An 11,888-nucleotide genomic window follows, 5' to 3' on the forward strand; every position below is an offset into this window, starting at 1 on the left:
AAACAATCATTTGGTAGTTGATACTATAGCCAGGTGAGCGACGAAGGGGCCCATGTCGCCCGAAAGGATGCCATGACGTCACGCTTTACAACTGACAGCCGAGCGGACCAGACGAACGAGCGGACCAATCGCGGCCCCGACGTAGTAGCCACCGCCGTTCAAGTGATGTCCGAACGAGGCTACGCCGCGACATCGATGCGGGAGATTGCAGATCGGGTGGGGATGCTCAAGGGCAGCCTCTATTACTACTTCACCTCCAAGGAGGATCTGCTGCTGGGGATACTGGAGGACTCGCACGCACAGGTCGAGGCGATCGCCACGGAAATCTCAAGCAAGGGCCTATCCCCCCTGCAGGAGCTTCTCGAGTACTTGCACGACTCGAGTCTCTGGTACCTGGCCAATGTCGAGCGAGCGAACATCTTCTTCACCGATCGCCGGCATTTGACGGGTGACCGGTATGAACGCGCCAACCACCTCGGCCGCGCTTTTGAGAAGAAGCTGCAGAAGCTGGTCAGAGATGGGCAGGCAACCGGAGAGGTCCGCGCCGACCAGGACGCACGGCTCATCGCACGATTCGTCATGGGCACGCTGAACAACGTGCGCTTCTGGACCAACCGCAACTCGGAGGGACCGAGCGCCGACGAGATGGCGGTCGCGCTGATCACCCTCGTGCACGACGCGATCAGCGCTCGCTGATCGCGTTGGAACACGTTTCAGGCTGAGATCGTCGCGGCGGTGGCGTCGATCAACTCAACGCCGACACGAGCGGCGAGTTCATCGACATCGGCCGCATCGAAGAGCTCGAGTACGCGGACCTCGCCGTCCAGAAGTTCGAATACCGCCACGTCGGTATAGATTCGGTCGACGCACTCCCGAGCGGTCAATGGATAGGTGCACTCGTCGAGGAGTTTGCTCTCCCCGGTCTTGGTAAACAACTCCATGACTATGTAGACACGGCGGGCGCCAGCCGCAAGGTCCATCGCGCCGCCGACGCCGGGTATCGCGTCATCTGCGTTGGTTCGCCAGTTCGCTAGATCGCCGCGGCTCGAGACCTGGTAAGCCCCCATGACGCAATAGTCAATATGCCCGCCCCGCATGAGCGCGAACGAGTCAGCGTGGTGGAAGTACGAGGCGCCCTGCTCTTCGACGACATGAACCTTGCCGGCGTTGATGAGATCGGGATGCTCCTCCCCGAGCTCCGCAGCGCGGCCCATGCCCAGCATGCCGTTCTCCGTATGCAGGACGATTTCCCGGCCCTCGGGCAGGAAGTCGGCGACGAGCGTGGGAACGCCGATGCCGAGGTTCACATACGAGCCGTCCGGGATGTCCTGGGCGACGCGCGCGGCTATCTCGCTCCTCGTGAGCCTCACGCCGCGACCTCCCGACCCTCGCTCAGGCCGGCATTGATCACACGATCGACGTAGATGCCCGGCGTGACGATGACTTCGGGGTCCAACTCGCCCCGCTCGACAATGGCGCTCGCCTCGACGAGAGTGAGCCCGGCTGCGGTGGCCATGATGGGACCGAAATTCCTCGCGGTCTTCTGGTAGACGAGGTTCCCCGAGCGGTCGGCCTTGTGCGCCTTGATGAGGGCGACATCGCCGGGCAGGGGCTCCTCAAAAACGTATCCGATGCCGTCGATGATGCGTGTCTCCTTGCCTTCCGCGAGTTGGGTTCCGTAACCGGTGGGCGTCAGGAACCCGCCGAGTCCGGCGCCGGCGGCTCGGATTCGCTCGGCGAGCGTGCCCTGCGGCAGGAGTTCCAGTTCGAGTTCTCCCGCAAGGAAAAGTTCCTCGAAGATCGTCGAATCCGGCGCTTTGGGAAATGAGCAGATCACCTTCCGCACGCGCCGCTTGCCGAACAGGTCAGCCATCGCTGCACCGCCAGCGGCCGCGTTGTTGTTGACGATGACCAGATCCTTGGCACCTTGGCGGACCAGCGCCTCGATCAAGATCGTGGGCAGTCCGGGCGGGCCGAAGCCACCTACGAGGAGCGTCGCTCCGTCCGCGATGTCAGCCACCGCGGCATCCGCATCCGCAACCACCTTGTCGATCACAAACCCACCTCACCGTTGAACCGGGAAACAACAGTCCCCTCTTGGATACATTCAACGCCATCCACAACAACGAGTCAAACGACTGTTTGGTAATTTCTGTGAAGTCGCCGCATAATGAGGCAGGTTGCTCGATTCGAGCGCCCGAGTAGGTGCACACGGTACAGCCACGAGGTGGCATGACGAGGATGTCGGTAAAGATGCGAGAAGCCGTTGTCGTTTCCACAGCGAGAACCCCGATCGGTAAGGCCTACCGGGGCGCCTTCAATGACACGCAGGGTCAGGAACTGGCCGCCCACGCCATTGGCCACGCCGTGTCCCGCGCCAATGTCGACGGCGCGGAAATCGAGGATGTCGTCATGGGCTGCGCCCTTCCTGAGGGCAGCACAGGCTTGACGGTCGCCCGCCAAGGTGCGCTCCGCGCCGGGCTGCCGGTAAGCGTGCCGGGAATGACAATCGACCGCCAGTGCGGGTCAGGCCTCATGGCGATCGCCGTCGCGGCGAAGCAGATCATCGCGGACGGGATGGACATCGCAGTCGGCGGAGGCGTCGAGTCGGTGAGTCTTGTGCAGAATGAGCACCAGAACCGCTACCGGCTCATGGACCCCTGGCTTCAGCAGCAAGTGCCGGCTCTGTATATGCCGATGCTTGAGACCGCAGAGATTGTTGCGGCCCGCTACGGCGTAACGCGCGACGCGCAAGACGAGTACGCCCTCCTGTCGCAGCAGCGAACGGCCGCCGCGCAAACGGCGGGTCGCTTCGATGCCGAGATCGTGGCGATCTCGGGCACGAAGATCGTTGTTGACCGCGCCACCGGCGCCACCGACCATTCCGCCTTCACCCTTGCAACCGACGAAGGTAACCGCCCTGGCACCACGCTTGACGACCTCACGCGTCTCTCGCCCGTCATGACGGACACCCTCGACGGCGCCAGCATAACCGCCGGCAATGCATCGCAACTCTCGGACGGCGCTTCCGCGGCGGTGCTGATGGAGTCAGGGGAAGCGTCGCGCCGGGGACTTGAACCGCTCGGCATCTATCGCGGAATCGCGGTCGCGGGATGCGAGCCGGACGAAATGGGCATCGGCCCCATCGTCGCGGTGCCCAAGTTGCTGCGTAAGCATGGCCTGACCATCGATGACATCGGTCTCTGGGAGCTCAACGAGGCCTTCGCCTCGCAGACCCTCTATTGCCGCGACACCCTCGGCATCGACCCGGACCGCTTCAACGTGAATGGCGGCGCGATCTCGATCGGCCACCCTTACGGCATGTCAGGCGCACGCATGGTTGGACACGCCCTGATCGAGGGCCGACGCCGTGGTGCTCGGTTCGTCGTCGTGACGATGTGCATCGGTGGTGGGATGGGGGCCGCCGGGCTCTTCGAGGTCTAGGGGGTTGGGACGCGACGCTGGCGATATCGAAACCCGTGCCGCGCTCGGAGAAACCTTGGCTACCAGACGCGCTCGCCGGAGAACATCTTGGGCAGGTCCAACTGGATAGACACTCCGGCGCCCGGGCCGCACGTGGCGAGCGGGATAGTATCGCCATGTCAGGGGCGTTGTTAGGGAGACGAAGCTGGATCCGTCGGATCGCTCGCGAGCCGATATCGCCCCGTCCAGCATGAGATATGGAGCAGTCAATGACGACGGCACGCACAACGAGAGCGACTCCTCGGAGGAACCGCGACGCGGAGATCCTGGACGCGGCCACGTCAGTGTTCTCGCAGAAGGGCTACTCGACCGCGTCCCTGCAAGATATCGCCGAGCGGGTTGGCATCCTCAAAGGCAGCCTCTACCACTACATCTCCTCCAAGGAGAGCCTGCTCTTCCGTATCCTCGAGGAGTCTCATGCGTCTGCCCAGCAGTTGATGGACGACGTGGATGCTTTGAACCTGCCCACTACCGAGAAGTTCACGACCTACATCGATCGCCTGGCGAAGTGGTATCTCGAGAACCACGAGCGGGCGAGTCTCTACCTCAACGAATGGCGCTATCTTGAGGGTGACTACGGGCGCACCGTGCGTGCCCAGCGTCGTGCGTTCACCGGCTATGTTGTCGCGATGATCGACGATGCGATCGCAGACGGAACGGCGCGGCCTCGGCTCGACACCGTCATCGTCACGAATTACATCCTGTCGGCGATCAGCTCGATCCCGAGCTGGTATCGGTCGGGTCCCCCGGCCGACATCGCCGGGGTAGCGCAGCAGATCGCTTCCGTGTCGCACTCGATCGTCTTCCGGGACGAATACTAGGCGCAAGTAATCTCCAGGCCCTCACCCCCAGTGCCATGTGGCCTAAGGCGCGGGGCGCACTTTCACGTCGCGTAGGTCGATCCCGAACAGATTAATGAGCCATGGTTCCATCGTTTCGACCTCGTGAGGAGCCCAGAACGGCGAGTCGAAGCCGACCGTGAAGCGCTCGATAGCCAAGCCTTCATCATGGGTCCGCAGGACGAGTCGGCAGAACGCCGACGTCTCGTAAGCGCTCCTGGCCCTGGTCGCTCCGAATATCTGCAGAACGGCGTACGCGACGACGCGCTCGTCATCCGCCTCCTCGACGACGAGGTTCGAGAACACGTGTCGCCGCTGATCTTTCTGCACGCCCCAGAAGCGGGTCAACCAGTCCATGACCTGCTCGTGGCCGACAAACGGACCGACGCGAACCTCTCCCATGACGTTGCCTTCCCAGACCGCGTCCGGGGTGAAGATCGACGCGACGACATCCGCGAGCCGTTCGTCAACCCCCCACGAGTATCGATGCACCACTTGTTGAACGTCTGTGATTACGTGCGAGGGCACACGCCGCCAATCGGCGCCGAGCACGACTGCGCCTCTCTTCGCTCCCCAACCCGGCTGCGGCCGCAGGTGCGCCATCAGCCGACACCGTGATGCTCGGTCTGCAAGCACTTAGTACTTAGCACGCTGCTCATGCGTCCATGATAGCCAACCGTACGTTTGGTTTTGGCACGTCACCGTAGCATGTTCAGAACCGCACAGCTCGAATGATCGTTCGATTTGTTACTTCACTAACCGGAACGAAGAATGCTGAAGCGCGGTCAATCGCCAGCGAATTCGGGGCGGTGACGTTCGCGAAACGCGTGGAGGCCACGCTTGGCGTCCTGCGATGCGAACACTTCCACTGCAGCTGCACTAGTGAGGGCGATCACGTTCGCATCTGTGGCCGCGTGACTACGCGCAAGCGACGCCAACCACTTTGTCGTCCGGACCGCGAGCGGAGCGTTCGCGGCGATGCGTTCGGCGAGCTTGAGTGCGTCGGCGACGACTCGGCTCACGGGTACGACGGCGTGCGCGAGTCCCCATGACTCGGCGTCGTCAATCGCTATGAGGCGGCCAGTGAGCAGCAACTCGAGGGCGACCTTTTCGGGGAGTTGCTGTGCCAGTCGGTGGACACCGCCCCCGGCGGCGAAGAGTCCATGTGCGACTTCGGGTAGGCCGATCCTAGCTCCCTCGGCGGCGACAATCACATCGCAGGCGAGAGCAAGTTCGAGGCCGCCGCCGACGGCGTCGCCGTTGACGGCGGCGATGAGGGGTTTCGTGAGCACCCGCGAGGTCATGCCCGCGAACCCAGAGCGAGCATCCCGAGTCGATTCAATCGGTTCGCCAGCAGCTACGGCTTTCATGTCGAGCCCCGCGCAGAACGCCTTGCCTGCGCCAGTGAGAACCCCGACGCGAAGATCCGCTGACTCTTCGAGGCGGTCCAGCGCTCTCCCGAGTTCCTGTGTGAGAGCACCGTTGACCGCGTTCAGCCTTTCGGGGCGGTTCAGGGTGATGACCAGCACGTGACCGCGTCGCTCCGTGATGACTGTGCTCACGAGAGCCCTGCATGGACGGCAGGCCCCGAGAGCCGCACCAGCCCTTCCTGAGTGACGGAGGCGAGCAGCCCGCCTGCCCGATCGAAGACTCGCCCATGGACGAGGCCTCGTTCGCCGCCTGCCCACGGACTTTCCTGCTCGTAGAGAATCCAGTCGTCGAGACTCGCCGGTGCGTGCCACCAGACCGCGTGGTCGAGGCTTGCAACGCTGAGGCCAGGTGCCGCAAACGTCAGGTCATGCCCGCGGAGGATCGATTCGAGCACCGTGAAGTCCGTTGCCATGGCAAGCGTGGCCCGATTCACAGCCTCCGACCGCTCACCGAGCGGAAGTCGAGCGCGAAGCCAGACCGCCTGTCTGGCTCGCCCGCCATTACCGGGATCTGGATCCTGCGGAACACGCCTGAGCTCCACGAAGGAGCGATGACCGCGCCCACCATCACCGATCGCCGCGGGGATGTGGATTCCATCGTCGGGCGGGAGTGAGTCGGGGTCGGCGTAGTCACCTACCGAGACTGTTTGATGTCGCAAGCCCTCTTTCGGATCCTGAAACGAGAGGCCCACCGTCATGAGCAGGCGACCGTCTTGATTCGCGCGCACTGTGCGCACCGAGAACGAGCGCCCATCGCGCACTGTTTCAACGTCATACGACACAGGTGTGTCGGCCCGACCGGCTCGCACGAAATACGCGTGTAGCGAGTGAGCAAGCCGTTCCTGCCCGAGGAGAGACATCGAGGCTGCTGTGACCGCCTGCCCGATCAGCTGACCACCGAAGAGGCGTCCGTACCACCCCGGAACCGGCGTGCCGACGAAGCTCTCGTTGGCAGAGCCGCCCGGGTTGACGGGCCGCACAGCGACGAGGTCGTACAGATCGAGGTCGGCGTCCCGCGTGTTGGTCATCAGATGTTGCGCCCACCAGCGATCTCGATCGTGACCCCAGTCAGGTAACTCGCCATATCGCTTGCCAGGAACACCGCGACCTGCGCCACTTCAGCGGGCTCACCGAAACGCCCGAGCGGAACATCCGCCAATCGCGATTCCCGCACTTCCGGACTGAGCTTCTGCGTCATCGCCGTCTCGATGATTCCCGGTTGCAGTGCGTTGACGCGCACGCCAGCAAAGCCAACTTCCTTCGCAGCGGCCTTGGTAAGGCCGACGATGCCCGCCTTCGCAGCGCTGTAATTTGTTTGACCGGGATTGCCCACCTTGCCCGAGATGGACGACATATTAATGATCGAGCCGCCTCTGCCCTGGTCACGCATCAGCGTCGCGGCCGCTCGGGTGCCCAGCCAGGTGCCTTTGAGGTGCACGTCGAGAACGAAGCCGAAGTCGTCCAGTGTCATCTTGCGCATCGTCTTGTCGCGCGTGATCCCGGCGTTGTTCACCATGATGTCCACGCCGCCGAAGACTGCGACGGCTGACTCGAGCAGCCGATCGACGTCGCTCTCTGACGTCACATTGCAGGCGACTCCCCGTGCGCGGTCCTCACCGCCCAAACGGACAGCGGCAGCGACGGCCGCGTCTCCGTCCAGGTCGCCAATCACCACGTTGGCGCCCTCGGCCACGAAGGCCTCGGCGATCGCGAAGCCGAGGCCTTGGGCGGCTCCGGTGATCACTGCTGTGCGTCGTTCGAGAATTGCCATCGGTTAGTTAGTCCTTTTAGTCAGGGTCAGGGGATTAGGAGCGAGACGGTGTCCGCTACGCAGGCGGGCACATCCGTTCCCTCGATCTCGACGGTGTTGCGCACGACGACCCGCGCTCCGCGGGAGGTGATCTCCATGTGGGTGAGTACCGCACGTGCCCGGATGCGCGAATCCACCCGCACGGCGTTCGGGAACCGCACACGATCGAGCCCGTAGTTCACCTTCATGTCGAAACCGGTGAACTCGAAGGCATCTCTCACGAGGTGCGGGAGCAATGAGAGGCTGAAGTATCCGTGGGCGATCGTGGTGCCATATGGCCCCTCGGCGGCGCGTGCCGTGTCGACATGGATCCACTGGTGGTCACCGGTCACTTCAGCGAACGCCGTGATCGCCGGCTGGGTCACCTGGTGCCAGGAGCCGACACCGAGCTCCTCCCCCATAGCTTGTTCCAGCTCCGCGATTCCGTTGAGGCGCCGCACTCAGCCCGTCACTCCCTGAGCGACCATCTCGCGGAGGTCGAGTTTGCGGATCTTGCCCGTCGGAGTCTTCGGCATGCTTTCGACCACGTGCAGTGCTGCGGGAAGCTTGAAGGCGGCTGCCTGCGGGCGAATCCATTCGAGCAGCGCGTCGGGCGCGGTCGAGAACCCGTTGCGCAGCACCACGAAGGCGACGGGGACCTCGCCCAGATCAGGATCAGGCGCACCCACTACAGCGGCTTCGAGCACCGCTTCGTGCGACGAAATCAGCCGTTCGATCTCTCCCGGGTAGATGTTCTGCCCGCCGCGGATGATGAGCTCACGCTTTCGGTCAACGATGCTCAGACGGCCATCGGTGAACACTCCCACGTCTCCCGTGTGGAGCCAGCCGTCGACGACCGGGCGCGGCTCCGACGTACCGATGTAGGCCGAGAAGACCGACTCGCCGCCGATCAGGATCTCGCCTCGTCCGTCGGCCTCATCCGAGTCCGCGAGCTTCACGTCAACCCCTGGCACGACGAGTCCTGCCGAAGCAAAGTCTCCATTGTTGGAGTCCCTGGTGCCGACGCGGTTCTGCGAAGCGATCGCGGTTCCCTCCGTGAGCCCGTAACCGAAGAAGAGGAACGCGTTCGGGAAGACCTGCCACGCGTCACGGGCAATCTGGGCTGGGCTGGCCGCGGCGCCGATCCCGAGGGTGATCGGCTCCTCGTAGACCACACCTTCCTTGTAGAGGCGGGTCAGCATGGTCGGCACGAGCGGGAGGAAGGTCGGCTTCGAGTCCTCAAACGCGCGCTGCATGTTCTCCGACGAGAATCGGCGCAGCAGCCGCATCGTCGCTCCTGTGATCGCCATCATGTTGATGCCTTGATTGAGCGCGTACGTGTTGAAAATGGGCAGGGTGAGCAGGATGACGTCCTGCTTACCGATCCCGATCCACCGGTAAGTGGCGTCATAGTTCGCGGCCAGGTTGCGGATGGAAAGTTGCACACCCTTCGGCCGTCCGGTTGAACCAGAGGTTTGAAGCACGAGTGCCGGGTCGTCGATGTCGAGGCATGCCATCTCTGGCGCGGATGACTCCGCACCGAGCGTGTAGAACTCACCGTCAACGACATAACCCGAGGCTGTCGAGGACGCGAGATTGACGGGAGTGTCGCTGACAAGCACTTCGATGCCGAGATACTCGATGACGTCGAGCACCTCACTCTCGCGCATGCCCCGGTTCAGCGGCACTACGACGCCACCGAGATAGAACGTCACGTACTGGTAGATCACGAAGTTTGGCGTGCTGTCGATATAGAGCCCGACCCGAGTGCCGCGCCGCACTCGGTCGGCAAGCGTCGCTGCGCCGCTCAGCACGGCGTCGCGGAGCTGAGCGAAGGAATACGAACCGTCATCGGTGACGATCGCCGGCTTGTCCGCCTGCGAGAACGCCCAATCGAAGAGCGGGATCGCGCGATTCATTCCGCTGCTCCCGCGTTGAACCACGCGATCGCGCCCTTAAGACCGAGCTCAGCGACCTTGTCCGTCATCTTGTGGGTCTCCGGCGACGTGTGCGCGATGGCATCCCATTCGGCTCCCATCAGCACCGACTCCCGGAAGCCCTGCTGGTCCAGGAACCGGTTGAGCGCGAGCTTCTTGATGCGAAGCAGGTCGAGCGGCATCTTCGCCACGCTCGCGGCGAGGGCATCCGCCTTCTCGAGCGCGGTTCCAGCCGGAACCGCGTAGTTGGCCCAGCCAAGCGCGGTCGCTTCCGCGCCACTCAGCCTGCTGCCGGCGATGAAGGAGAGCTCCTTGGCCTTCTTGGGGCCGATCAACCAGGCCGAGGTCGGACTCAACAGTCCGCCGCCGAGCGGGATCGCTGGCCAGCCGAGCACTGCGGCCTCACTCACTACGGTGATGTCGGTGCACACGGCGAGCATGGTTGCGCCGCCCATGCAGTAGCCCTCGATCGCCGAGATTACGGGCTTGGGGGTGTCCCAGACAGCCAGCCAACGATCGATGTTCCGACGCAGCGATGCCCAGTCGGCGTAAGGGCTGAGGTCGGCGGCCGCGTCCGAGTAGCCATTGCCCGGGTCGACGTCGAAGCCGACGCTGAAGTTGTCTCCGGCCCCGGAGAGTACGATTACCGACACATCGTCGTTCGCACCCAGCTCGGCGATGGCTGCCGAGAACTGCTCGAGCATCGGGTTGTTCAGGGCATTCAGCTTCCTGGGCCGGTCGAGCACGACGTGTGCGATGCGCCCGTCGATTGTCGTGCTTACGAGTTCCGTCACGTCATTCTCCTTTGAAAGTGATCAAATCGAGGTCGCCCTTGGCTAGGAAGGTCGACACCGCCGCCTTGTGGTCAGCGGTTGCGGCAAGAACCCCCTGCGCCATGGATTCCCGGTCAAGAGCGTCGGCGAGCGAACCCTCCACTGCCCGGTTCGCGAGCAGCTTCGTGAGCCCGAGCGCGAGGGGCGCCTTCCGCGCCAGCGCCGCGCAGTAAGAGACCGCGCCGGCGTCGAAATCGCCATCGACAATCTGTGCGACGAAGCCGAGCTCCTTGCCTTCCTCGGCGGTGAAACGATGCCCGCTGAGAAGGGCTTCTTTCGCGCGGTGCAGTCCAATGGCCTGGCTCAGCAAGTAGGTGCCGCCCATGTCCGGCATCAGGCCGATGCGGACGAATGACTGCTGGAACCATGCCGTGGGCGCGGCCAGCACGATGTCCGACACCAGAGCCAGGTTGAATCCTGCCCCTGAGGCGATTCCATTGACGGCTGCAACCACGGGTTTCTGCAGATTCGCGATTCCCTCCGTGATCTGGCGCCCGAAGGTGAGCACGGCGTTCGTCTCGGACGGGGTCCGGGTACCCATGCCGCGCACGTCTCCGCCAGCGCAGAAGGCGCGCCCAGTTCCGGTGAGCAACACCACTCGCGTCTCGTGGTCAAGGGCGACCGCTCGGAGTGCCTCAACCAGAGCGGCTTTGACGCCATCGTCCAACGCGTTGAGAGTATCAGCGCCGTTGAGCCGCATCCGGAGCACGCCCGACGCGGGCCGATCGAGGTCAAGCGCGGTCACTGAGTCTCCCCGAGGATCGAATCGAGTTCAATCACCTGGTTGAGGAAGTGCTGAATTCCCACCTCCCAGGTGAAGCCGACGCCGCCGTGCACTTGGATTCCCAGTTCGATTGCGGTGCGGACGAGGGAGAAGCCCTGCCGCGCCCAGCGAGCCGATCGCTCCGGTTCGTGGGCAGCAGCGATTGCCGCCGTCCAAGCCTGTTCCCGCGCGATGTGCGCATCTGCGAGGTGGTGCCTCACTGCTTGAAAGCCCTTGATCGGCTGGCCGAACTGCTCCCGAGTCTGCGCCCAGGCGACGGACTGCTCGATCACGGCATCGGCGCAGCCCACGGCGACCGCGACATACGCCGCACGCGCTTCGACGAGCTGGGATCCGTGGATCTCAGCCGTCGCACCGGACAGCAGCGCCACGGGGGTGAGCAGGGAGAAGGACTCCACCGACAGCGGTGCGGCTTCGACCGGGGCACCGGACCCATCGACCACCATCACGCCCTCGGAATAGTAGGGGGCGACGATTTCCGTTCCGCGACGCAGGGCAGGGACCACACCAGCCGCCAGCTGCTCCTCGTCGAGCTCGAACCAACGTCCGGCGAGAAGGGTCGAGACGATCGGAGTGGAGTACGGGAAACGTCCCGAGATCCGGGCGACCTCGAGGATGTCGCGCAACTCCATTCCGTTCTCTGGATCCGCGGAGATCGTTCCCCATCCACCTTCGGCCAGAACCGACCAGATTTTCGCGTTCGGGGCAGCTGGAGACCCGGCTGCGCTCTCCAGGATCTCGTGCACGTTCTCGGCTACCAGGGTGCCGACTTCTTCGACGACTGTGGACATGG

At 63.8% G+C, this 11,888-nt stretch carries 14 protein-coding genes; 3 read left to right on the forward strand and 11 right to left on the reverse strand.

Going from position 1 to position 11,888, the window contains the following annotated elements:
* Window positions 1-33: 33 nt before the first annotated feature.
* Complete coding sequence (locus tag GO591_RS13720; protein ID WP_157157336.1) at window positions 34-696, forward strand: TetR/AcrR family transcriptional regulator; 663 nt, start codon at window positions 34-36, stop codon at window positions 694-696.
* 17 nt (window positions 697-713) lie between these two features.
* Here the strand turns inward: GO591_RS13720 and GO591_RS13725 are convergent, their stop codons facing one another.
* Together GO591_RS13725 and GO591_RS13730 are read right to left on the reverse strand one after the other, a co-directional pair.
* Window positions 714-1,370: a 3-oxoacid CoA-transferase subunit B gene (locus GO591_RS13725; RefSeq protein ID WP_157157337.1), complete on the reverse strand. Its 657-nt coding sequence runs from the start codon at window positions 1,368-1,370 to the stop codon at window positions 714-716.
* A complete protein-coding gene (locus GO591_RS13730) occupies window positions 1,367-2,056 on the reverse strand; it encodes a 3-oxoacid CoA-transferase subunit A (protein WP_157157338.1) in 690 nt (229 codons plus the stop codon). The genes GO591_RS13725 and GO591_RS13730 overlap by 4 nt, the downstream gene beginning before the upstream one ends.
* 149 nt (window positions 2,057-2,205) lie before the next feature.
* Between GO591_RS13730 and GO591_RS13735 the strand changes: the two genes are divergently transcribed.
* On the forward strand, window positions 2,206-3,444 hold the full coding sequence (locus GO591_RS13735) for an acetyl-CoA C-acyltransferase (RefSeq protein ID WP_370455291.1): 1,239 nt from the start codon (window positions 2,206-2,208) through the stop codon (window positions 3,442-3,444).
* A 248-nt stretch (window positions 3,445-3,692) separates the two neighbouring features.
* Complete coding sequence (locus GO591_RS13740; RefSeq protein ID WP_157157339.1) at window positions 3,693-4,304, forward strand: TetR/AcrR family transcriptional regulator; 612 nt, start codon at window positions 3,693-3,695, stop codon at window positions 4,302-4,304.
* Between the two features lie 42 nt (window positions 4,305-4,346).
* Here the strand turns inward: GO591_RS13740 and GO591_RS13745 are convergent, their stop codons facing one another.
* From GO591_RS13745 to GO591_RS13785, 9 genes are all read right to left on the reverse strand, one after another.
* Window positions 4,347-4,925, reverse strand: coding sequence for a nuclear transport factor 2 family protein (locus tag GO591_RS13745; RefSeq protein WP_157157340.1), 579 nt, complete (start codon window positions 4,923-4,925; stop codon window positions 4,347-4,349).
* A gap of 182 nt (window positions 4,926-5,107) precedes the next feature.
* Window positions 5,108-5,884, reverse strand: a complete 777-nt coding sequence (locus tag GO591_RS13750; RefSeq protein WP_157157341.1) for an enoyl-CoA hydratase-related protein — start codon at window positions 5,882-5,884, stop codon at window positions 5,108-5,110.
* Window positions 5,881-6,780, reverse strand: a complete 900-nt coding sequence (locus GO591_RS13755) for an acyl-CoA thioesterase (protein WP_157157342.1) — start codon at window positions 6,778-6,780, stop codon at window positions 5,881-5,883. The genes GO591_RS13750 and GO591_RS13755 overlap by 4 nt, the downstream gene beginning before the upstream one ends.
* Window positions 6,780-7,523, reverse strand: coding sequence for a 3-oxoacyl-ACP reductase FabG (gene fabG, locus GO591_RS13760; RefSeq protein ID WP_157157343.1), 744 nt, complete (start codon window positions 7,521-7,523; stop codon window positions 6,780-6,782). The genes GO591_RS13755 and fabG overlap by 1 nt, the downstream gene beginning before the upstream one ends.
* Window positions 7,524-7,549: 26 nt before the next feature.
* Complete coding sequence (locus GO591_RS13765; protein WP_232466185.1) at window positions 7,550-8,002, reverse strand: MaoC family dehydratase; 453 nt, start codon at window positions 8,000-8,002, stop codon at window positions 7,550-7,552.
* Entirely contained in the window at window positions 8,003-9,460 is a 1,458-nt protein-coding gene (locus GO591_RS13770) for a class I adenylate-forming enzyme family protein (RefSeq protein ID WP_157157344.1), read from the reverse strand. It lies immediately after the preceding gene.
* Entirely contained in the window at window positions 9,457-10,272 is an 816-nt protein-coding gene (locus tag GO591_RS13775; protein WP_157157345.1) for an enoyl-CoA hydratase-related protein, read from the reverse strand. Before GO591_RS13775 ends, GO591_RS13770 begins: the two co-directional genes overlap by 4 nt.
* A 1-nt stretch (window position 10,273) precedes the next feature.
* The gene (locus GO591_RS13780; RefSeq protein WP_157157346.1) at window positions 10,274-11,056 is read right to left on the reverse strand and encodes an enoyl-CoA hydratase/isomerase family protein; all 783 of its coding nucleotides are present in this window, start codon (window positions 11,054-11,056) and stop codon (window positions 10,274-10,276) included.
* Window positions 11,053-11,886: an acyl-CoA dehydrogenase family protein gene (locus tag GO591_RS13785; RefSeq protein ID WP_157157347.1), complete on the reverse strand. Its 834-nt coding sequence runs from the start codon at window positions 11,884-11,886 to the stop codon at window positions 11,053-11,055. Before GO591_RS13785 ends, GO591_RS13780 begins: the two co-directional genes overlap by 4 nt.
* Between the last annotated feature and the right edge of the window lie 2 nt (window positions 11,887-11,888).

The organism is Diaminobutyricimonas sp. LJ205 (assembly GCF_009755725.1).
Classification (GTDB): Bacteria; Actinomycetota; Actinomycetes; order Actinomycetales; family Microbacteriaceae; genus Ruicaihuangia.

What these genes read in the sequence shown, in the direction of transcription:
- GO591_RS13740 (WP_157157339.1), top strand. Translation starts at nt 3,693, where the DNA reads ATGACGACGGCACGCACAACGAGAGCGACTCCTCGGAGGAACCGCGAC.
- GO591_RS13745 (WP_157157340.1), bottom strand. Translation starts at nt 4,925, where the DNA reads ATGGCGCACCTGCGGCCGCAGCCGGGTTGGGGAGCGAAGAGAGGCGCA.
- GO591_RS13755 (WP_157157342.1), bottom strand. Translation starts at nt 6,780, where the DNA reads ATGACCAACACGCGGGACGCCGACCTCGATCTGTACGACCTCGTCGCT.
- fabG (WP_157157343.1), bottom strand. Translation starts at nt 7,523, where the DNA reads ATGGCAATTCTCGAACGACGCACAGCAGTGATCACCGGAGCCGCCCAA.
- GO591_RS13770 (WP_157157344.1), bottom strand. Translation starts at nt 9,460, where the DNA reads ATGAATCGCGCGATCCCGCTCTTCGATTGGGCGTTCTCGCAGGCGGAC.
- GO591_RS13785 (WP_157157347.1), bottom strand. Translation starts at nt 11,886, where the DNA reads ATGTCCACAGTCGTCGAAGAAGTCGGCACCCTGGTAGCCGAGAACGTG.